At 71.3% G+C, this 19,866-nt stretch carries 20 protein-coding genes; 7 read left to right on the forward strand and 13 right to left on the reverse strand.

The window, feature by feature from the left end:
- Positions 1-5: 5 nt before the first annotated feature.
- Positions 6-488: a cation:proton antiporter regulatory subunit gene (locus tag JOL79_RS08575; protein WP_210155132.1), complete on the reverse strand. Its 483-nt coding sequence runs from the start codon at positions 486-488 to the stop codon at positions 6-8.
- Between the two features lie 147 nt (positions 489-635).
- Here JOL79_RS08575 and purB point away from each other — a divergent pair, with 147 nt between their 5' ends.
- Both purB and JOL79_RS35375 read left to right on the forward strand, forming a co-directional pair.
- Complete coding sequence (gene purB, locus JOL79_RS08580; RefSeq protein ID WP_210155133.1) at positions 636-2,060, forward strand: adenylosuccinate lyase; 1,425 nt, start codon at positions 636-638, stop codon at positions 2,058-2,060.
- A gap of 2 nt (positions 2,061-2,062) precedes the next feature.
- Positions 2,063-2,875: a GNAT family N-acetyltransferase gene (locus JOL79_RS35375; protein ID WP_210155134.1), complete on the forward strand. Its 813-nt coding sequence runs from the start codon at positions 2,063-2,065 to the stop codon at positions 2,873-2,875.
- 26 nt (positions 2,876-2,901) lie between these two features.
- On the opposite strand, the gene JOL79_RS08590 is transcribed toward JOL79_RS35375, so the two are convergent.
- The 4 genes from JOL79_RS08590 to JOL79_RS08605 all read right to left on the reverse strand — a co-directional run bounded on the left by JOL79_RS08590 (position 2,902) and on the right by JOL79_RS08605 (position 6,660).
- Positions 2,902-3,630 carry an HAD family hydrolase gene (locus JOL79_RS08590; protein WP_210155135.1) on the reverse strand — a complete coding sequence of 243 codons (729 nt, stop codon included), beginning with the start codon at positions 3,628-3,630 and terminating at the stop codon, positions 2,902-2,904.
- A gap of 201 nt (positions 3,631-3,831) precedes the next feature.
- Positions 3,832-4,590, reverse strand: coding sequence for a MerR family transcriptional regulator (locus tag JOL79_RS08595; protein ID WP_210155136.1), 759 nt, complete (start codon positions 4,588-4,590; stop codon positions 3,832-3,834).
- Positions 4,591-4,646: 56 nt separating this feature from the next.
- Positions 4,647-5,711, reverse strand: a complete 1,065-nt coding sequence (locus JOL79_RS08600; RefSeq protein ID WP_210155137.1) for a tyrosine-type recombinase/integrase — start codon at positions 5,709-5,711, stop codon at positions 4,647-4,649.
- Positions 5,712-5,781: 70 nt separating this feature from the next.
- A complete protein-coding gene (locus JOL79_RS08605; protein WP_210155138.1) occupies positions 5,782-6,660 on the reverse strand; it encodes an oxidoreductase in 879 nt (292 codons plus the stop codon).
- A 176-nt stretch (positions 6,661-6,836) separates the two neighbouring features.
- Here JOL79_RS08605 and JOL79_RS08610 point away from each other — a divergent pair, with 176 nt between their 5' ends.
- Positions 6,837-7,718 (forward strand): helix-turn-helix domain-containing protein, encoded by an 882-nt coding sequence (locus tag JOL79_RS08610; protein ID WP_210155139.1) that lies wholly within the window; start codon positions 6,837-6,839, stop codon positions 7,716-7,718.
- Between the two features lie 89 nt (positions 7,719-7,807).
- Here JOL79_RS08610 and sigJ read toward each other — a convergent pair whose 3' ends face one another.
- From sigJ to JOL79_RS08625, 3 genes are all read right to left on the reverse strand, one after another.
- A complete protein-coding gene (gene sigJ / locus JOL79_RS08615; RefSeq protein ID WP_210155140.1) occupies positions 7,808-8,698 on the reverse strand; it encodes an RNA polymerase sigma factor SigJ in 891 nt (296 codons plus the stop codon).
- Entirely contained in the window at positions 8,695-9,885 is a 1,191-nt protein-coding gene (locus tag JOL79_RS08620; protein WP_210155141.1) for an NAD(P)/FAD-dependent oxidoreductase, read from the reverse strand. Before JOL79_RS08620 ends, sigJ begins: the two co-directional genes overlap by 4 nt.
- An 87-nt stretch (positions 9,886-9,972) precedes the next feature.
- Complete coding sequence (locus JOL79_RS08625; RefSeq protein WP_210155142.1) at positions 9,973-10,413, reverse strand: 50S ribosomal protein L7/L12; 441 nt, start codon at positions 10,411-10,413, stop codon at positions 9,973-9,975.
- A gap of 457 nt (positions 10,414-10,870) precedes the next feature.
- On the opposite strand from JOL79_RS08625, the gene JOL79_RS08630 reads away from it, so the two are divergent.
- Entirely contained in the window at positions 10,871-11,161 is a 291-nt protein-coding gene (locus tag JOL79_RS08630; protein WP_210155143.1) for a sulfurtransferase TusA family protein, read from the forward strand.
- Positions 11,162-11,226: 65 nt separating this feature from the next.
- Here the strand turns inward: JOL79_RS08630 and JOL79_RS08635 are convergent, their stop codons facing one another.
- Positions 11,227-12,267 carry an aldo/keto reductase gene (locus JOL79_RS08635; protein WP_210155144.1) on the reverse strand — a complete coding sequence of 347 codons (1,041 nt, stop codon included), beginning with the start codon at positions 12,265-12,267 and terminating at the stop codon, positions 11,227-11,229.
- Positions 12,268-12,430: 163 nt separating this feature from the next.
- Here JOL79_RS08635 and JOL79_RS08640 point away from each other — a divergent pair, with 163 nt between their 5' ends.
- Positions 12,431-13,057 (forward strand): TetR/AcrR family transcriptional regulator, encoded by a 627-nt coding sequence (locus tag JOL79_RS08640; RefSeq protein WP_210155145.1) that lies wholly within the window; start codon positions 12,431-12,433, stop codon positions 13,055-13,057.
- 48 nt (positions 13,058-13,105) lie between these two features.
- On the opposite strand, the gene JOL79_RS08645 is transcribed toward JOL79_RS08640, so the two are convergent.
- The 3 genes from JOL79_RS08645 to JOL79_RS08655 form a co-directional block, all read right to left on the reverse strand.
- On the reverse strand, positions 13,106-13,852 hold the full coding sequence (locus JOL79_RS08645) for an SDR family oxidoreductase (RefSeq protein ID WP_230984422.1): 747 nt from the start codon (positions 13,850-13,852) through the stop codon (positions 13,106-13,108).
- Between the two features lie 17 nt (positions 13,853-13,869).
- Positions 13,870-14,457: an NADPH-dependent FMN reductase gene (locus JOL79_RS08650; RefSeq protein ID WP_210155147.1), complete on the reverse strand. Its 588-nt coding sequence runs from the start codon at positions 14,455-14,457 to the stop codon at positions 13,870-13,872.
- Positions 14,458-14,545: 88 nt separating this feature from the next.
- The gene (locus tag JOL79_RS08655; protein ID WP_210155148.1) at positions 14,546-16,051 is read right to left on the reverse strand and encodes an MFS transporter; all 1,506 of its coding nucleotides are present in this window, start codon (positions 16,049-16,051) and stop codon (positions 14,546-14,548) included.
- A gap of 83 nt (positions 16,052-16,134) precedes the next feature.
- On the opposite strand from JOL79_RS08655, the gene JOL79_RS08660 reads away from it, so the two are divergent.
- Positions 16,135-16,878 (forward strand): TetR/AcrR family transcriptional regulator, encoded by a 744-nt coding sequence (locus JOL79_RS08660; protein WP_307848415.1) that lies wholly within the window; start codon positions 16,135-16,137, stop codon positions 16,876-16,878.
- Positions 16,879-16,962: 84 nt separating this feature from the next.
- On the opposite strand, the gene JOL79_RS08665 is transcribed toward JOL79_RS08660, so the two are convergent.
- Positions 16,963-18,414, reverse strand: coding sequence for an amidase (locus tag JOL79_RS08665; RefSeq protein WP_210155150.1), 1,452 nt, complete (start codon positions 18,412-18,414; stop codon positions 16,963-16,965).
- 502 nt (positions 18,415-18,916) lie between these two features.
- Here JOL79_RS08665 and JOL79_RS08670 point away from each other — a divergent pair.
- Positions 18,917-19,810, forward strand: coding sequence for a methyltransferase domain-containing protein (locus JOL79_RS08670; protein WP_210155151.1), 894 nt, complete (start codon positions 18,917-18,919; stop codon positions 19,808-19,810).
- The last annotated feature ends 56 nt before the right edge of the window (positions 19,811-19,866 follow it).

The following is a 19,866-nucleotide window of genomic DNA, read 5'->3' on the forward strand; positions in this document are numbered from 1 at the left end:
GGGATCTACCCTCGATCCAGGATGTCGGCCACCGCGGCGGTGGACTCCGGGCTGCCCACCACGACCACGACGTCGCCCGCCTCCAGCACGAAGTCGGGCGCGGGGCTGGCGAACACCCGGCCGCCGCGCACCACGGCGACGATGGACGCGCCGGTGCGGGTCCGCACCCGGGCGTCGCCCATCGGCCGTCCTCCGTACGGCGAGGCGGGCTCGATCGGCAGCTGCTGGCTGACCAGGCCCTCGACCTGCCGGTGCAGCTCGTTGAGCCGCTGCACGATGCGGGGGGCGCCGAGCAGCTCGGCCAGCGCGTCCGCCTCCTCGTCGTTTAGCCGGACGGTCTCACACGCGCGGTCGGGGTCGGCGGGGTCGTAGATCACGAGGTCGCGGCGTCCGGTCCGGTGCGAGATGATCCCGATCCGGCGGCCCGATCGGGTGGTGAACTCGTGCCGGAGCCCGATACCCGGTAAAGCCGTCTGCTCGATGTCCACCGCGCGACCCTCTCAATTTGCCATAAAATGCCCGCCTTGACCCTACCAAGCGGGGCAAAGGGGCGAGCGGACGCGCACGGGAGGCCTCCGGCGCGACGGGGGTAGGGGGCGGGCGGCACACGACAGGCGGCAATAGACTGACCCGACGTGAGCAAGCCGCGCATTCCGAACGTCCTGGCCACCCGCTACGCCTCGCCGGAGCTGGCCCGCCTCTGGTCTCCCGAACACAAGGTCGTGCTGGAGCGCAGGCTCTGGGTGGCCGTGCTCAGGGCCCAGGCCGATCTCGGGATCGAGGTGCCCGAGCAGGCGATCGCCGACTACACGAAGGTGGCCGAGCAGGTCGACCTGGCGTCCATCGCCGAGCGCGAACGGGTCACCAGGCACGACGTGAAGGCCCGGATCGAGGAGTTCAACGCGCTCGCCGGGCACGAGCAGGTCCACAAGGGCATGACCTCGCGCGACCTCACCGAGAACGTCGAGCAGCTGCAGATCCGCGACAGCCTCCTGCTGGTCCGGGGGCGGGTCGTGGCGCTGCTCGCCCGGCTGGGGCGGCTGGCCGCCGAGCACGCGGGCACCGTCATGGCCGGCCGCTCTCACAACGTCGCGGCCCAGGCGACCACGCTGGGCAAGCGCTTCGCCACCGCCGCCGACGAGCTGCTCGTCGCGTACGAGCGGCTGGAGGACCTGCTGGGCCGCTACCCGCTGCGCGGGATCAAGGGACCCGTCGGCACCGCACAGGACATGCTCGACCTGCTCGGCGACGCCGACCGGCTGGCCGAGCTGGAGGACCGGGTCGCCGCCCACCTCGGCTTCGCCCGCCGCTTCACCAGCGTCGGACAGGTCTACCCTCGATCGCTCGACTACGACGTGCTGACCACACTGGTGCAGCTGGCCGCGGCGCCGTCGTCGCTGGCGAAGACCATCCGCCTCATGGCCGGGCACGAACTGGTCACCGAGGGCTTCAAGGAGGGCCAGGTCGGCTCGTCGGCAATGCCGCACAAGATGAACACCCGTTCCTGCGAGCGGGTGAACGGCCTGACCGTGATCCTCCGGGGCTACGCCTCGATGGCCGGGGAGCTCGCCGGAGACCAGTGGAACGAGGGCGACGTGTCGTGCTCGGTGGTCCGGAGGGTCGCGCTGCCCGACGCGTTCTTCGCCTTCGACGGCCTGGCCGAGACCATGCTGACCGTGCTCGACGAGTTCGGGGCGTTCCCCGCCGTCGTCGAGGCCGAGCTCGACCGCTACCTGCCGTTCCTGGCGACCACCAAGATGCTCATGGCCGCGGTACGGGCCGGGGTGGGCCGGGAGACGGCCCACGAGATCATCAAGGAGCACGCCGTCGCCTCCGCGCTGGCCATGCGCGAGCGGGGGGCGGACAACGAGCTGCTCGACCGGCTCGCCGCCGACGACCGCTTCCCCCTCGGGCGGGCCGAGCTCGACGGGCTGCTGGCCGACCGGATCTCCTTCACCGGCGCCGCGTCCGGCCAGGTCGAGGCCCTGGCCGGGCGGATCACCGAGATCACGGCCCGCTACCCGGACGAGGCGGCGTACGTGCCCGGCGCGATCCTCTGACGGTGCGCGAGCTCCACACGGCCGCCGAAGTCGTGGCGGCCTCGGAAGACGACGCCCTGATCGTTTGGGCGGCCCAGGACATCGGCGCGGATCGCCGTACGGACCGGGAAACGGATCGTCCGGGTCACGACGGGCCGCTCGGGCAGGTGCGGGCGTGGGCGCACGGGGACGCCGTCGTGGTGGCCAGCCCACGCGTGTCCCGCCGCGACCGCATGGCCGTCCGCGGCCGGCCCGCCGACGCGATGCCGCTGATCCGGCACGCGCTGGCGCAGGTGGGGCCGGCGTACCGTCCGTTCGGTGACGCCGATCTCATCGAGGAGCTCGTTCGCGGAGTGCCCGAGCTGGCGCTCCTCGGCGGGTTCTCCTGGATGACGACGACGGCGCAGCCGCCTTCCGAAAAGAGCCCGGCCCCGGCGAGCCCTGGCCCGGCCTGGCTGGAGGCGGACGCGGAGCCGGAGGTGACCCGCCTGCTCAAGGCGGCGCACCCCGATTCGTACGCGATGCCGGGCGTCCCGGGAGTCCGCCGGTGGGCCGGGGTGCGGGACGCAGGAGGCGATCTCGTCGCGGTGGCGGCCGACGCCTGGCCGGCTCCCACAGTGGGGCTGCTGGCCGGGGTGGCCACCGCGGTGCACGCGCGGGGCCGCGGACTGGGGGAGCGGGTCTGCCGTTTCCTCACCGGCGAGCTGCTGGCCGAGCACGGGCGGGTGGCCCTCATGGTGGACGACTGGAACACCGGCGCGGTCGGACTGTACGGCCGGCTCGGCTTCGCCCGGCGCCGGGTGGCGGCCGCGATCGTCGGCGTGCCGCCGGTGTGACCGGGTCCTGGTGTGAACGTGCGCGGTCAGGCGGCGCGATGCGGACCGGCGAGGTCGGGACGCAGCCCGTCCACGATCGCCGGCAGATCGGTCAGCGTGGTGACACGGGTGACGAACGGCGGCCCACCGGCGACGCGGTAGCGGTCGAGCCAGACCCCGCGCATTCCCACCCGGGCCGGTCCGACGGCGTCGTGCATGAGGTTGTCGCCGACCATGAGCACCTCGTCGGGGCGCAGGCCGAGTTTGTGGGCCGCCTCCAGGTAGCACTCCGCGGCCGGTTTGAAGTTGCCGCCGAGCGCGTCGGGGGACAGCACCGGATCCAGGCGGTCGAGCAGCCCCATGCGGCGCAGCTTCGCCTCCTGTTGCACGGGCGTGCCGTTGGTGAGGACGCCGAGGGTGAGTCCCCGCCCGTCCAGGGCGTCCAGCACGGGCGCGGCGTCGGGGAAGGCATCCCACGCCGCCTCGTAGTGCAGGAGGAACTCGGCGTACGACGCGTCGAGGTCCGCGGGCACGCGCAGGCCCATCCGCAGGCAGAACTCGCGGATCCGCCTGCGGCGCTGTTCGGCGAACGAGCACTCGCCGGCGTGCCACGACGGGACGTGCTTGTTCTCCAGGTCGAGCCAGAGCGCCGGGGTCTCCATGAGCAGCTCGTGGCCCGGGCTGACGGACTCCGTCCACGCGGTAGCCGCGTAGGCGACCGCCCGCCGATGATCGAAGAGGGTCTCGTCGAGGTCGAACAGAATGGCCCTGATCACGGATCATCATCCTGCCGTCCCCGTGTTTCGGCCGGGTTTCCACGACATGAAACCCTGACCCGATCCTGACAAGTGGGATTTTTCCTACCCGGAACGGGTGTCGCGGCTCGTCCGTGAACCCCCGGCATGCCCGGCCCGCCGGCCCGGAGAGGTCCCGGGCCGGCGGCTGTGCCGGGTGGCGTCAGGTCGCGTCGGGTGGCGTCAGGCGGCGTGGTCCGCGTTCGCGCGGATGGCGTCCCGCACGTAGTGGCTGAGCCCCGCGGCGACGTTCTCGTAGTTGGCCGCGAACCTCGGGTCGCCGACGTACATCTCCGCGAGGCCCTTGTGGATCTCGTAGGTGCAGTCGTAGAACCAGCGGGTGATGTGGGCGCGGTGCCGTTCCGCGATCTGCCGGGCCCGATCCCCGTCGGCCGGCGCGCCTTCGGCGTAGGCGGCCGCGAAGGCGGCGGTGATCTCACCCGCCTCACCCGTGATCGTCTTCCAGTCGTCCTTGGTGTAGCGGGCCGTCCGGGCGCGGCTCTGCTCGAACGCCTCGGTCCCGCCCCACCGCTCCCGCGCCTCGTCGGCGTACTGGTCGGGGTCGAACTCCCCGAACACCTCGAACCGCTCCTGCGGCGTGAGGTCGATTCCCATCGTGTGTGCCTCCATCGCTCGTTCGACCGCCGTCCGCATCTCCTCCAGCCGGCCGATCCGGCGCCGCAGCAGCTCGTGCTGGCGGCGCAGGTGTGTCATCGGGTCGGCGCCCGGCTCGTCGAGGATGACGGCGATCTCCTCCAGGGAGAACCCGAGCTCCCGGTAGAACAGCACCTGCTGCAGGCGCTCCAGGTCGGGCTCGGTGTACCGGCGGTACCCCGCGACGGTGCGCTCACCGGGCGACAGCAGCCCGATCTCGTCGTAATGGTGCAGCGTCCGTACGGTGACCCCGGCGAGCCGGGCGACCTCGCCGACCGAGTAGCTCATGGCCTCCTCCTTCCGGCGACAAGCCTGCGGCCTCCCGTTACGTCAGGGTCAAGCCGTCAGGATCGATCCTGGCCGCCGTCTCTGAGCAGCGGGTGATGTCCCATGGCCACCTCCAGCTCACCGGGGAGCTCGTCGCGGTAGCGGCCCAGCGTGGACAGGTCGCTGTGCCCGAGGATCCGCCGTACGGCGTCCATGTCGGTGCCGTCGGCCAGCAGGTGGGTCGCGGTCGTGTGACGCAGCCCGTGCGGGGTCACCGCGCGCCGCCGCCCCGGCTCCACCGCGCGCCGCACGCGGTCGATCACCGCCTGCACGTCGCCGCGCGCCAGCCTGTTGCCCCGCCAGGACAGCAGCAGCGCCGCGCGTTCGCGCCCTTCCGGCCGGACCGCGAGGTACGCGTCGAGGGCGGTGGCGACGTCGCGGGGGAGCGGGACGTCCCTGGTCGTGCCGCCCTTGCCGAAGATCCGCCAGTAGCGGACCCCGTCGTTGGTGGAGAAGTCGTCGACGTTGGCCCGCACGAGCTCCGACACCCGGGGGCCGAGCGTGGCCAGCATCAGCACGATCAGGGCGTCGCGGGCCTCGGTCCGCTGGTCTCTGCGCCGCGGCCGGTCCTCGGGCGCGGGCGCCGCGGGGGAGCGGGCCGCCGCGATCAGGCCCTCGGCCTGCTCCTTGGTCAGCGCCCGCCGCTCCGCCCGCAGCCCGCCCCGCTCGCGCGCCGTCACCGACGACGTCCGCATGGGATCCAGCTGCACCCAGCCTGTCGCGGCCGCGTGCCTGAACAGGGCCGACACCGACCGGCGGAATCGGGCCTGCGACGCCGCGCTCTGCAGGCCGCCGCCCGGCTCGCCGCCCTGACCGGCGGGCCCCGGGTCGCGGTCCGCGCCGCCGCGCCGCTCGTCGGGCTTGCGGGCGAAGGCCAGCAGCACGGCGTCCACGTCCTCACCCGTCAGGTCGTCGAGCACGCGGCCGGGGCCGGCGAGGCGGACGAAGGTCGCCACGTCCCTGGCGTACACCTCGGCGGTGGCGGGGGACAGGGCGCCGGTGACGGTCTTGGCCCTCACCAGTTCGACGTAGCGGTCCGCGGCCTCCTCGACCGTCAGCCGGTTCACCTGAGCGGGCAGCATGATCCACACGGTACCCGCTGCCGGCGACATATTCCCCCCGCAGGAGCCGTCCGGCGGCGACGGCCGGGGGTCATCCGGCGATGGCGTCCAGTTCGGCGGCGGCGTCCGGCGGCAGGACCAGATCCGCGGCGGCCACGTTCTCCCGCAGATGGGCGACGGACGAGGTGCCGGGGATGACGACGCTGGTGGCCGAGCGCCGCAGCAGCCAGGCCAGCGCGACCTGCTGCGGCGTCGCGTCCAGGCGCGCCGCCACCCGCGTCAGCGTCTCGGACTGCAACGGGGTGAACCCGCCCAGGGGGAAGAACGAGGCGTACGCGATGTTCTCGGCCGCGCAGCGGTCGACCATGGCGTCGTCCTGCCGCGCCACGACGTTGTAGAAGTTCTGCACGGTGACGACGGGCGCCATGCCCTGCGCCTCGGTCAGCTGGGCCTGGGAGGCGCCGCTGAGGCCCAGGTGGCGGATCAGGCCCTCCTCCCGCAGCTCGACCAGGGCGCCGAACTGTTCGGCCACGGGTTCGTCGGTCGTGGTGGTGTGCCCGCGCAGGCGCAGGTTGACGACGTCCAGGACGTCCAGGCCGAGGTGTTCGAGGTTCTCGTGCACCTGAACCTTGAGGTCGGCGGGGTCGAGGGACGGCACCCAGCTGCCGTCCTCTCCGCGCCGGGCGCCCACCTTGGTCACGATCCGCAGGTCGCGGGGGTAGGGATGGAGGGCCTCCCTGATCAGCTCGTTCACCACGACAGGGCCGTAGAAGTCGCTGGTGTCGATGTGGGTGACGCCCAGCTCGACGACCTCGCGCAGCACGGCGAGGGCCTGGTCGCGGTCCTTGGGCGGACCGAACACGCCGGGGCCGGCCAGCTGCATGGCGCCGTAGCCCATGCGGCTGACGGTGAGGCCGTCGGCGAGCGTGAGGGTCCCGCCCGGAGCACGTCCAGGATTGTGTGTAGTCATGTCTCGTCCTTGCTTGTTCACGCCGTACGGCGCTGGTGTGGTTCAGGGGCCGGCACGGGGACGGCCCGCACGACGTCAACTGTGGGGCACCCGGCGGCGGACGTGGCAGCACCCCGCCGTTCCTGGGAGTGACAGGACCCAGGCACGCTCCCGGGAGCCGGACTACCGTGGACGGCATGCACAGCACGAACGCGCTCGGCGAGTTCCTGCGCGCCCGTCGCGAGCTGGTGCGCCCCGAGGATGCGGGGATCACTCCCACGGGCCTGCGGCGGGTCCCGGGCCTGCGCCGGGAGGAGGTCGCGACGCTCGCGGGCATCAGCTCCGACTACTACCTCCGCCTGGAGCAGGGCCGCGACCGCAACCCGTCGGTGCAGGTCCTGGAGGCGCTGGCCCGGGTCCTGAGGCTGGACGCCGAGGCCGTGGCCCACATGATGGGCCTCACCGGGGAGGGCGCGTCGGTCCGCCGGCGGTCCCGCCGGACGGCGCCCGCGGGCGAGCGGGTGCCGCACAGCGTCGCCCAGCTCATCGACGGCTGGACGGCCACCCCCGCCTACGTGCAGAACAGGTTCACCGACGTGCTCGCGGTGAATGTGCTGGCGGCGGCCCTGTCCCCTAACTACGCCGTCGGCGTCAACATGTTGCGGGCGATCTTCCTCGATCCGGCGGAGCGGGAGCTGCGCCGGGACTGGTCGGAGCTGACAGAGGAGGGGGTCGCCACCCTGCGGGCCCTCGTCGGTCCCGACGTCGACCATCCGCGCCTGGTCGAGCTCGTCGGCGAGCTGTCGGTGCGCAGCGACCTGTTCCGGCACCTGTGGAGCCGCCACGACGTGCACCCCAGGAGGGGACGGGTGAGCAGGCTGCGCCACCCGCTGGTCGGCGACGTGGACCTCCACTCCAACAAGCTCCTCATCGCCGGCACCGACCTCATGCTCGTGGTGTTCAACGCCGAGCCCGGCAGCCGGAGCGCGGAACTGCTGGGCATCCTTGGCAGCCTCACCGCGACCGGCGACGAGCCGGCGGAACGGGGCGAGGGCCGTCGCCCGTCCGACACGCAATGAGCAGATCTACAATGTAAAGCCGCCGGGTGGGTCGCCCACTGGCGCGAAGCCGTACCCGGCGACATGCCGGCAGGCGACGACGCCTGCTCCTACCGGCTGATCTGACGCGGGACCGCCACCGCGAGAAGTTTGTCCGGGTTGCGGATGGCGTAGAAATTGGTGATCCTCCCATCGGCGATCTCGACCAGGAAGACCCCTTCCAGACGCTCGCCGCTGAGAACCATCGCGGGAGAGTTGTTGCAGTTGACCATCTCGATCCGCAGGTCCGCCAGCCGCTCCAGGCGGAACAGGTTCATGAGGACCGCGGCCACCTTCTCCGCGCCCACCACCGGCCGGCGCGCCGCGGTGGCCTTGCCGCCGCTGTCGGCGGTCCAGGTGACGTCCGGCGAGAGCAGCGACAGCAGCCCTTCCAGGTCACCGGTGGCCGCCGCGGTCATGAACCGCTCCGTGATCCGCGCGGTCGTGGCGGCGTCGGCGGGCTCGAAGCGCTTGCGCCGCGCCCGTACGTGCTCGCGGGCGCGGTGCGCCACCTGACGCACCGTGACCACGGATTTGCCCACCGCCGTGGCGATGTCGCGGTACTCGAAGCCGAACACCTCGCGCAGCACGAACACCGCGCGCTCGTCGGGGGAGAGCGTTTCGAGCAGCACGAGCATCGCCATCGACACCGACTCGGCGAGCAGCACATCGGCCGAGGCGTCGTTCCCCTCCAGCAGCAGCGGCTCGGGCAGCCACGAGCCGATGTAGTCCTCGCGCCGGCGCGCGCTCGTCCGCACGGCGTTGAGCGCCTGCCGGGTCACCAGCTGTGCCAGATACGACTTGGTGTCCCGCACCGTCGCGAGGTCCACGTCGGCCCACCGCAGATAGCTGTTCTGCAGCACGTCGTCGGATTCGGTCACCGAGCCGAGGATCTCGTAGACGATCGTGAACAGCACCGGCCGCAACACGGTGAACCGCTCGGCATGCTCATCGGCGCTCACGGGGAGGTGACCACCCGCACGGCGGAGGCCGGCTGTCCAGGACGCGGGCCGCCCTTGGGCCAGCTCATGGAACCCGGCTCGCGAGCCTCGAGGCGGATCCGCTTCGCCACGACGAACCTGCAGGTCAGTTCCTTGATCACCGCGCCCATGCGGCCGCCGATGTAGAGGTTCACCGCGGTGTCGTCCTTGCGGGCGAGTTGCCGGATGCCCGCGTGGCGGCCGAGACTGACGCACGCCCCCGTGAAGGCCAGCTCGATCACCGCTGGTTCCGTTCCCGCGATACGGCTCAGCACGGTGTCGGCGGCCTGCGCCCCGAGCGGCCCGGCGGCGTAGCCGCTCATCCGCAGTGGCCGGCCCGACGGCGCGGCGGCGTCGCCGGCCGCGATGATGCGATCGTCGTCGACGCTGGTCAGCGTCTCGTCGGTGAGCAACCGGCCGAGTGCGTCGGTGCGCAGACCACTCGCCGCCGCCAGCTCCGGCACACCGAAACCGACCGTCCAGACGGTCAGCGCGCTCGTACGCACCCCGCCATCGGCCAGGACGACCGCGTCCGGCCGTACCTCGCTCACCACGGCGCCCTCGAGTACGGCGACACCGTGCCGGGACAGCCATTTGGCGATGTATCGGCGACCAGGTGCGCTGAACGTCGGCGCCAGGGTGCGGCCGCACACCAGTGTGACCCTGCGCCCTTGTTCGGCCAGTTCGGCGGCCGTCTCGATGCCGGTCAATCCGCCGCCGGCCACGGTGACCGGAGCATCGGGGGGCAACTCCTCCAGCCTGGCGCGCAGCCGCTGCGCGGACTCCAGGTCAGCGATGTCGAACGCGAATTCCGCCGCGCCGGGCACCGATGACGGTGTCGCCGCCGTGCTGCCGACCGCGTAGATGACGTAGTCGTAGTCCAGGCTGCGGCCCGACGCCAGCCGCACGGCGCGGGCGGCGGTGTCGATGCGAGCGGCGCTGTCGACGACGAGGTGGATGCCCTCGCCGAGCAGCGTGCCGTAGTCGACCGTGGCCTCGCCGGTACGGGCCACGAACTGGTGCAGCCGGATGCGTTCGACGAACTCCGGGCGCGGATTGACCACCGTGATGTCGACATCGTCGCGCTGCCGCAGACGGTTGGCCGCGAGCGTTCCGGCGTAACCGCCGCCGATGACCACGACTTTGTGGAGCGTGTTGTGTTCGGTCATGCCCTCAGGACACCGCTGATCGCTGAGACGTGACATCCCCCCACATCGGGCGTCGTCGGCAAGTGACGGCCCACCGGCGGCCGATCGTCAGAGCGCGCCGATGAACGCCTCGGCTTCGGCCTGTCCCATGCCGGTCTCACCGCGGACGAGGAACACGGCCTGTTCGGTGCGGCCCGCGGCCATGAGCTCTCGGGCCCGGGTCGCCAGATCCGCCTGGTGAACGGCACCTGTGGGCATCGGCAGGGGAGCGCCGGAGCCGATGGCGTCGGCGAGGGACTTGGCCTGCGCGAGCCCGATCCCGGTCTCCTGCCTGAGTAGCTTGATGGCCTCCACCTTGCGATTGGCGGCGTACAGCTCACGCACCCGATCCTGCACATCCACCGAGATCGGCGGAACCCACCCGGGGCTCCGCCACGAGAGGGGATCGCTGGGCCGGGCACCGGCCCGGACGGCGATGAACCCCACAAGGCAGATGAGGAGCACACCGACCACGATCAAGACGAAGAGCTCCGTCCACCCCACAGTCATGCCGTGATCGTACGGCTTTCGCCCCGATCTGAGGAGAGATCTTGCCCATCCTCCAAATGAATCTACATTGTAAAGTCGTCGGGGACGGCCAGCCCTCCTGGCAGCCGGACGACGTGAGGGCAGGGCGGCCAGCGACGATGCCCGGCGTGGTCACCCGGCTGGCGGATCATAGGCGCGCCGCTGGCACGCATCGAGCTATGGACGGTGTTCTCCCAGCTCATCGTGCGTTTCCCCGGGCTGCGGCTGACGGCGCCGGTCGAGGAGCTCCGGTTCGACGCCGAGACGCTCACCGGCGGGCCGGCCGAGCTCCCGGTGACGTGGTGATCCGCCCGGCGCCGGATTCGGGGAGGATGGCAGAGGAGGAACGCGTGGAGGCAGGCATGGCGGATGTGGTGGCGCCGGATGTCCGGCCGGTGGGGGAGCGCCCGGCCGGTCTCATCGGCGAGCCGGTGACCGGATGAATCCGGCCATCCCCGATCAGCCGGTGGTCCTGGACGGCGGTGACCGCCGCTGCGTCCGGCTCCTGATCGAGCTGAGCCGCCTCGTCGGCGACCTGCCCGCGGGCCAGGCCGTCCACGTCGTCGCCACCGACCCCGCGGCGCCCATCGACCTGCCCGCCTGGTGCCACCTCACCGGGCACGACTACCTCGGGCCCGTCCCCGGCGACCGGCCGACGTACGCGATCAGAACCGCCGCGCACGCCCGCGCCACACACCCCGGCAAGCCCTGGCACGCCGGGCAGCCCTGACGACGAGGCGAACGGCCGCGCGGTCATCGGCACCGGGGGAGCCGCCGCACCGGCGGTCCGTCAGATCAGGCCAGACTGCCGTCAGGGATCCGGGTCGGAGCGAACCACTCCTGGATCCAGTTCGGGTAGGCGATCGGCGGCCGGCTGACCTCGTCGAGCTCGGCGAGATCCTGCGCGGTGAGGGTCAGGTCGCCGGCGGCGATGTTGTCCGCGAGCTGTTCCGGCGTGCGAGCGCCGACGATGACGCTGGTGACGGCGCGCCGGCCGAGCAGCCAGGCGATCGCGACCCGGGCGGGGCTCACCTCGTGGCGCGCGGCGACGGCCCGCAGCACGTCGAGCACCCGGAAGCCCTGCTCCTCCTCGAAGGGCACGAAGTCGAAGCCGTTCCGGGCCCGGCGGGAGTCCGGTTCGGTTGTCGCCCCGCCGCGGTCGAACTTACCCGTGAGGAATCCGCCGACGAGCGGCTGCCACACGGTCAGGCTCAGCCCAGCGTCCTCGGCGAAGGGCACCAGGTCACGCTCGGCGTCGCGCGACAGCAGTGAGTAGTGGGTCTGGTTGGCGACGAACTTCGCCAGGTTGTGCAGCGCCGAGACGCCCAGCGCCTTGCTGATCTGCCAGGCGGCGAGATTGGAGGAGCCGATGTAGCGGACCTTGCCCTGCCGTACCGCGTCGTCGAGCGCGCCCAGCGTCTCCTCGATCGGCGTCACGTGGTCGTAGTTGTGGATCTGGTAGAGGTCGATGTGATCGGTCCGCAACCGGCGCAGGCTGTCCTCCAGGGCCCGCATCACGTGCAGCCGGGAAAGCCCCTGGTCGTTGGGGCCAGGCCCGACCGGGGCGATCAGCTTGGTGGCGAGCAGCACGTCCCGCCTGCGCCGTCCGATCGCCCGGCCGAGCAACTCCTCGCTCTCACCGTCGGCGTAGACGTCGGCCGTGTCGATGAAGTTGATCCCGGCGTCGAGTGCCGCGCCGACGACCCGATCGACTTCCTCCTGCCCGAGCGCCCCGAGGGTTCCGTACACGGGGTGCTGCTTGCCGCCGAACGTCATCGCGCCCAGGGAGATCTCGGAGACCCAGACCCCGGTACGTCCCAGCAAACGATATTTCACCAGTAGTTCCTTCCTGCGTATCTGTCCGGTCCACGGCGGACGACGGAGAGTCGCACGAATTCCAGTCACCGCGTCCGGACATCATGTCCGGAAATTACGCTACATGATGTCCGGACGGCCTGTAGCGTGGTGTGCGCCGCCGAGCGACCCCTAGGATCCGGACATGCCATCGATCACCCGACGACGCACCGCGAACATCGGCCGACCCACCTCGGCCGAGACGGACATCCTGGCTGCGACGCAGCGTCTCCTGATCAACGGCGCCAACTTCACCGAGCTCGGCGTGCAACACATCTGCACCGAGGCCGGCGTCGCCCGTTCGACGTTCTACAGCCACTTCCGCGACAAGATCGACCTGATCATGCGCCTGGCCACCGAACTCCTGACCTCCACCTTCGACGTCACCTCGGCATGGACGCCGTCGGACGGCGTCGAAGCTCTCGAGGACGTCTTCCTGCGCGTGGTGCGGGTCTATCGGGAGCACGCCGCCGCACGGCGGGCGCTCGCCGAGGTCGCCGGCTATGACGCCACCGTGCGGGATTTCTGGAAGGCGGAACTCGACCAGTTCACGGACCGGACGATCACGGTGCTCCGCGCCGAGCAGGACGCCGGCCGCACCCCCGCCGCCCTCGACCCGGTCAGCGCCACCCGGCTGATCATCATGGGCGGTGAACGGGCAATCGTCGACCACGTCACCTCCGAAGATCCCGCGAGTGACGCCACGTTCGCCCGCGAGCTGGCACTGACCTGGTGGTACGGCGTCTACCGCCGCCCGGCGGATCACCCCTGACAGGTCCCCTCGGCCCATGCCGACTCCGGAGTCCTCCGGACGCCGGGTCTACATGGTCGTCCCGCCTGAGACGTCGCACCGGTGTCCGGTGATGTAGCCGCTGTCGCCGGAGGCCAGGAAGGCGACGGTGCCGGCCACGTCCTCCGGCGTGCCCAGCCGGCCGAGGGGCGTCTGCGACGACAGCCAGGCCAGGGCCTCGCCGACGAGGCGTCCTTGGTGCATGTCGGTGTCGACGACGCCGGGGGCGACGGTGTTGACCGTGATGCCGCGCGGCCCGAGTTGCCTGGCCAGGGCCATGGTCATGACGTCGAGCGCGGCCTTGGACATGGCGTAGTCGATCGCCCTGGGCATGGCTGCCCCCCGGGTCAGCATGGTGCCCACGGTGATGATCCGCCCGCCGTCGCGCAATCGTGGCAGGGCGAGCTGAGTGATGAAGAACGGCGCGATGGTGTTGACCGCGAGCAGGCGCTCGAAGCCCTCTCGGGTCACGCCGTCGATCTCACTCCGGCCGCCGAGGATGCCCGCGTTGTTGACCAGGATGTCCAGGCCCTCGGCGTGCGCGTCGAAGGCCGTCCACAGGGCTTCGGCGTCGCCGGGCACGCCCAGTTCGGTCTGGACGGCGAAGGCCCGCCCGCCGGCCGCTTCGATGGCGGAGACGGTGTCCTTGGCGGCGGCGTGGTCGCCGCCGTAGTGCACGGCGACCCGGGCGCCTTCGCGGGCCAGCCGGATGGCGATCGCGCGGCCGATGCCCCGGCTCGCACCGGTCACCAACGCCGTCTTCCCGGCCAATCTCATGATCCCGCCTTTCTGGTTCATCCGGTGTAAGGGGTGGAGGCTCTTGCATCGCGCAGAACCCGCGCCCACCAGCTCACCTGGTCCAGCAGCCGGTTGGCGGCCGCGGCCGGGCCGGCGGGGTCCTTCGGCTGTCCGTCACCGTCGAAGCGCTCCCAGGCGCCGTGGAAGCTGACGGTGTCCCGGGTGGTGACGGCGTGCAGCTCGGCGAAGACGGCCCGCAGGTGCTCCACCGCGCGCAGGCCTCCGGAGATGCCGCCGTAGGAGACGAACGCCACCGGCTTGGCGTGGAACTGCTGGTTGTGCCAGTCGATGGCGTTCTTCAGTCCGGCCGGATAGCTGTGGTTGTACTCGGGGGTCACCACCACGAACGCGTCGGCGGCGGCCAGCCGCGGGGTCAGCCCGCCCAGGGCCTCCAGTACCGGCGCCGGAACGGAGGCCGATGGGGCCGCCGCGCCGATCGGCACATCGGCCAAGTCGATCACGTCGACGCCGAGGCCGGGGCGGGACGCGGCCTGGCCGGCGAACCAGGTGGCCACGGTCGGGCCGAGGCGGCCGTCGCGGACGCTGCCGACGATGACGGCCAACCGCAGCGGGTCATCGATCATGGTGTTCTCCCTTCACGGCGGCCTCGCGCGGGGCCGCGGGCAGTACTCGAACCGGAGGCCTTCGCGGGCCGTGTCATAAGCGCCCGCCTCACGCGGCCGCGGAGACGCGCCCGGCCGACGGGGCCCGGTCGCGCAATGGGACCTCGCGGATGAACCACGCCAGCGCGAAGGCGAGAACGCCCAGCGCTGCGGCGCCCAGGGCCATGGCGTGGACGCCGCCGGAGACGGCGAGCTGAACCGCCTCACGCGCGGCGGGCTTGAGCCGGATGAGCGCGCCGGGCGTGAGCCCGCCGGAGACGATCCGGCCGCCGGCCGCCGCGCCGAGGCGGTCGATGAGGATGTCGCGCAACCGGGCCGTGTACAGGGCGCCCAGGGCGGCCACACCCAGCGAGGCCCCCATGGTGTGCCAGAGGGCGACCGAGCCGCTGGCCGCGCCCAGGTCACGCGGTTCGGCGCTGTTGATGGTGATGATCGTGGTGGACTGCGTCAGCAGGCCCACCCCTAGACCGCCGATCAACGTCACACCAGAGGCGAATGCCAGACCGGTACCGGGACGCAGCAGGAGCAGCGCGAGCATGCCGGCCGCCACGGTGGCGCCGCCGAGAATCGGATAGATCCGGTAGCGGCCGGTGCGGCTGATGAGCCGGCCGGTGCCGATCAGCACGGCCACCATCCCGAGCATCGCGGGCAGGATCAGCAGGCCGCTGGCGATCGGCGAGGCGCCGTGGACCAGCTGCATGTACTGGGGCAGGAAGACGGCCGCCACCACCATGCCGGCGCCGCCGAGGAGGCGGATGGCCTGGGCGAGGGTGAAGTTGCGGTCGGCGAACAGACGCAGCGGGACGATCGGCTCAGCCGCGCGCCGTTCCACGAACAGCAGGGTGGCCAGCGCCGCGGGCCAGATCAGGATCAGGGCGAGGATCGGAGCCGAGCCCCAGGCGTACCGGGCGCCGCCCAAGCCCGCGATCAGACTGAGCGCCACCAGCATCACCGTCAGCAGCAGCGCCCCGAGGTAGTCGATCCGCGCCCTGATGCGGCGCCGTTCCAGCCGCACGGCGGCACCGATGAGCAGCAGGGCGGCCGCGCCGATGGGAACGTTGACGAAGAACGCCCACCGCCAGCCCAGCCGCTCGGCGAACAGGCCACCGAGCAACGGCCCGGCGATGAAGGCGATCGGCATCATGACCCCGAACAGCCCCATCAGCCTGCCGCTGTGCCGGGGCGGCACCAGCTCGCCGATCAGCGCCAGAGCCCCGGTCATCAGTCCGCCCGCGCCGAGCCCCTGCACCATCCGGAAGCCGACGAGCTGGATCATGTCCTGCGCGGCACCCGACAGTCCTGACCCCACCAGGAAGACCAGGATCGCGGCCATGTAGACCGCCTTGCGGCCGTACAGGTCGCCCAGTTTTCCCCAGATCGGCGTCGAGGCGGCCATGCAGATCAGATAGGCCGTCGCCATCCAGGAGAAATACTCCAGGCCGCCGAGATCACGCACGATCACCGGCAGCGCGGGTCCGAGCATCATGCCGTCCAAGGGGGCCGTGATCATGCCCAGCATCACGCCGGTCACGCCCATGCGGAAAGTCCGCTCCATACGCCCTCCAATTCGCGTACTACGTACGTGAAACGGACCATAGCCATTCAGGTACCATGTACGCAAATGAGAGGAGGGGGCAGGTGGACGACGACGAACCGACCAGCATCTGGATGCGGCCCGAGCGGCAGGAACGCTCCGGCCCGGGACGGCGCCCCGGCTACAGCCGCGAGCAGATCACCCGGACGGCCGTCCAGATCGCCGACGCCGAAGGAGTGGAGGCCGCGACCATGCGGCGGATCGCGGGCGAGCTGGGCACCGGCGCCATGTCGCTCTACCGCTACGTGCCCCGGCGTGACGACCTGTTCGACCTCATGATCGACCAGGCGATGGCCGAGGTGGAGCTCCCCGACGGCCCGTCCGGTGACTGGCGAGGCGACCTGATCCTGCTGGCGGGGGAGACCCGCACCATCGGCCTACGCCACCCGTGGCTGATCGCGCTGCTCACCAGCCGGCCGACGCTGGGCCCCCACCTGCTGCGCGTGCACGAGTTCGCGCTCGACGCCTTCGACGGCCTCGGCCTCGACATCGACGACATCACCGGCCTGGTCGGAATGCTCAACGACTACCTGCACAGCGCGATCCGCCGCGAGATCGGCTGGCTGGAGGAGACGCGCCGCACCGGCCTGGACTCCGAGCGCTGGAAGCGGGACTACATGGGACCGTACGTCCGCCAGGTCGTCGAATCCGGCGCCTTCCCCATGTTCAACCGATCGGTTCTCGACTCCCGCACCGCCCATCTCACCCCCGAGGAGCGTTTCCGGCATGGGCTTGACCGCATCCTCGACGCCATCGCCGCGCTCATCCCATCGCTTCGTCCTCGTTGAGGTCGGCCTGGGGGGATCACGACGGCCGCGGGCACGCTCGACGACGTCATGGAACGCGGCTTCAGCAGAGGTAGAGGTAGGCCCCTATTTCGGTGCCTGGAAGCCGCCGATCTTCTGCTCGAGCAGTTCGGCCAGCCGCAGCGGGGTGCGATCCTCGAACATCGGACCGATGAGCTGCACTCCCACCGGCAGACCCTCGGGGGACCGGCCCGCTGGTATGGCGGTGGCGGGCAGGCCGGGCATGGTGGCCAGACCGGCCCAGACGAGCTGGTCGAAGTACGGGTACTCGACGCCGTCGATGTCGAGCCGGCGTTCCAGCGGATTGGGGTCGTGGTCGTGGCCGAACGCGGGAGTGGGCGTGATCGGACAGATCACGGCGTCGAACTCGGCGAAGAGCTGCCGCCAGCCGTGGCGGTGGAGTTCGCGACGGTTGTTCGCCTCCATCCAGTCGCGGTGGCTGAACACCATAGCCCGCAACCGTGTCGCGTCGAGGCTCTGGTCGTCCGCGCTCAGTCCGGCGGCGCGGGTCCGCAGCTGCTCGTACGCCTCGACGGGAAAACGCGCGATGGTGCTCGAAACCAGCAGCTGCGTGTAGAGCAGCGCGGCTTCGGTCAGATCGGGCAGCAGCGGACTGTGCCGTTCGACGCGGGCGCCGCCGTCGACAAGCGCGCCGGCCACCCGGCTCAGGCCCGCCCGCACAGCGGAGCCGGTCGGAATGAGCGGATGCTCATCGAGCACCAAGACACGGAAGTCGCAGAGCCGCTCGTGGCGCGCGGGCGGCAGCGTCAAGTCGTACGCCACACCGTGCGTCAGCGGGTCAGGTCCGGCCATGACGTCGAGCAGGAGCGTGAGGTCGCGGGCGGTGCGCGCCATCGGACCGACGACGGCCAGATCGAGGTCGACCGGCAACGGAGGCGCCGGCGGCGCGACCATACCGCGGGTCGCCGCCAGCCCGAGCGTCGGCTTGTGCGCGAAGACGCCGCAGAAATGCGCGGGGGTGCGCAACGAACCTGCTATGTCGGAGCCGATGGACAGCGCGCCGAACCCGGACGCCAGAGCCGCCGCTGATCCGCCCGAGGACCCACCTGGCGTGCGACTGTGATCCCACGGGTTCTTGGTGGTGCCGTAGATCTCGTTGAAGCTCTGGATATCTTGCAGCCCCAACGGCACATTGGTCTTACCGAGCACCACCGCGCCCGCGGCCTTCAGCCGCGACACCTGGACCGCGTCCTCAGCCGGCATAAAGTTCGCCTGCGGCGGCATGCCCCAGGTCGTGGGCAGCCCGGCGATGTTGTAGGACTCCTTGACCGTCACCGGAACACCCAGCAGTGGCCGGTCTTCGCCGCGGGCGAGCGCCTGGTCGGCACGGCGCGCGGCGGCCCGCGCACGGTCGAAGTCCGGCACGCAAATGGCGTTGATCACCTTGTCATCCCGCTCGATACGGGCGATCGCCTCGTCGGTCAGTTCCACCGAGCTCACTTCACCGGCACGCAAGGCGGCTACGAGTTCTTCGGCCGCCCGAAAATTCCATTCCATGAATTTGACTCTAACGGCCTGCCGCAGACGCTCGTCCCCACACAAGTCGCCCGCATCCGCCGGAAAAGTCGAAACGGCTGCCTTCGCTAGGCCGAAGTCGCACACTCATTCTGCCGCCCAAGATGTCCCATTCCAGGTCAGGAGGGTCGGCGACGGGTCGACTCCACTGGCAAGGGCATGAAATTCCGCTTCGCGCAACGAGATGGATGTCTCAATGCTCATCCTGTTTCACTCCGGCCACTGACTATTCGCTCGGCCACTGGCCATAGTGCGCGGGGATTGTCCAGTGAACGGGGTAACTCATTTTGAATTCGTTCTGTCGAGGTGGCTGGGGTCAGGCGGCCTTCGAAGCGGCCGCGGCCGGCTCATCCACCCGGTGTGCCACTTCCGGCGCGTCACGGTGCGGAACCGTGCTGGAGGAGGTGCGGGGTTCGCCGGCGGTGTGAGATGTCCCTCTCCCGTCATCGTGGCGCCGGTGGCCTGGGGAGGTGATCATGTAGTTATGACCTTCTCGCCCCGCCCGCCGCACGTCGGTGGCCGACCGGATCCGACAGACAGCACTACCGCGCCCGGTGGAGAGCCCGCTCCCGCCCGCGGGTACCTGCTGGACAACGCGCGCACCGAGGCGGGCGAGCGATTCGTCTGGCTGGCCGAGCTGTTCGACGGTGTGACGCGGGTGCACTTCGATCGACTGGGGGTCAGGGCAGGCTCGCGCTGCTGGGAGGTGGGGGCCGGTGGCCGCAGCATCCCGGAGGCGCTCGCGGCGGCCGTCGGTCCGACCGGGCACGTGCTGGCCACCGACATCGACCCGTCGTGGCTGAACGCAGGCGACGGGTACGAGATACGCCGGCACGATGTCGCCGCCGATCCGCCCCCAGAGCCGGGTACGTTCGACCTGGTGCACGCCCGGCTCGTGCTGGTCCATGTACCCGACCGGGCTCGGGCGCTGGCCACGATGGCGGCGGCGCTGCGGCCCGGCGGCTGGCTGCTGGTCGAGGACGCCGACACTGCTCTGCAGCCACTGGCATGCCTGGACGACAGCGGCCCGGCGCAGCGGCGGGCCAACCGGCTGCGCGACGCGGTCCGGGAACTGCTGGCCCGCCGCGGCGCGGACCTGCGCTACGGCCGGACACTGCCGCGGGCACTGCGTGAGGCCGGCTTGGTGGACGTCGCCGCGGCGGGCTCTTTCCCGGTCGGCGGGCCGGCCTGCGACCGGCTGGAGGCGGCGACCATCCGGCACGTGCGCGGCGAGCTGCTCGCGGCCGGCCTGGCCGACGACGCCGAGATCGACGCGCACCTGGCCGCCATCCACGCGGGCGAACTCGACCTGACACTCGCGCCGCTGATCTCGGCCTGGGGACGCCGTCCAGCAGAGCATCCGCCGGCACTCGGTTAGGTGGCGGATGCTCGGGCGCGCCGCCGACCCCGGGGTAAATTTACAATGTAAAGGCC

The sequence above is a fragment of the Microbispora oryzae genome, assembly GCF_017896165.1.
In the GTDB taxonomy this organism is placed as follows: domain Bacteria; phylum Actinomycetota; class Actinomycetes; order Streptosporangiales; family Streptosporangiaceae; genus Microbispora; species Microbispora oryzae.

Excerpts from the sequence above, each read along its gene's own strand:
- JOL79_RS08650 (WP_210155147.1), bottom strand. The coding sequence starts at position 14,457 with ATGATCGATGACCCGCTGCGGTTGGCCGTCATCGTCGGCAGCGTCCGC.
- JOL79_RS08665 (WP_210155150.1), bottom strand. The coding sequence starts at position 18,414 with ATGGAATGGAATTTTCGGGCGGCCGAAGAACTCGTAGCCGCCTTGCGT.
- JOL79_RS08610 (WP_210155139.1), top strand. The coding sequence starts at position 6,837 with ATGCACAGCACGAACGCGCTCGGCGAGTTCCTGCGCGCCCGTCGCGAG.
- JOL79_RS08620 (WP_210155141.1), bottom strand. The coding sequence starts at position 9,885 with ATGACCGAACACAACACGCTCCACAAAGTCGTGGTCATCGGCGGCGGT.
- JOL79_RS08640 (WP_210155145.1), top strand. The coding sequence starts at position 12,431 with ATGCCATCGATCACCCGACGACGCACCGCGAACATCGGCCGACCCACC.
- JOL79_RS08600 (WP_210155137.1), bottom strand. The coding sequence starts at position 5,711 with ATGCTGCCCGCTCAGGTGAACCGGCTGACGGTCGAGGAGGCCGCGGAC.
- JOL79_RS08595 (WP_210155136.1), bottom strand. The coding sequence starts at position 4,590 with ATGAGCTACTCGGTCGGCGAGGTCGCCCGGCTCGCCGGGGTCACCGTA.
- JOL79_RS08625 (WP_210155142.1), bottom strand. The coding sequence starts at position 10,413 with ATGACTGTGGGGTGGACGGAGCTCTTCGTCTTGATCGTGGTCGGTGTG.
- JOL79_RS08605 (WP_210155138.1), bottom strand. The coding sequence starts at position 6,660 with ATGACTACACACAATCCTGGACGTGCTCCGGGCGGGACCCTCACGCTC.
- JOL79_RS08670 (WP_210155151.1), top strand. The coding sequence starts at position 18,917 with ATGACCTTCTCGCCCCGCCCGCCGCACGTCGGTGGCCGACCGGATCCG.
- JOL79_RS08645 (WP_230984422.1), bottom strand. The coding sequence starts at position 13,852 with ATGAGATTGGCCGGGAAGACGGCGTTGGTGACCGGTGCGAGCCGGGGC.
- JOL79_RS08655 (WP_210155148.1), bottom strand. The coding sequence starts at position 16,051 with ATGGAGCGGACTTTCCGCATGGGCGTGACCGGCGTGATGCTGGGCATG.
- JOL79_RS08630 (WP_210155143.1), top strand. The coding sequence starts at position 10,871 with ATGAATCCGGCCATCCCCGATCAGCCGGTGGTCCTGGACGGCGGTGAC.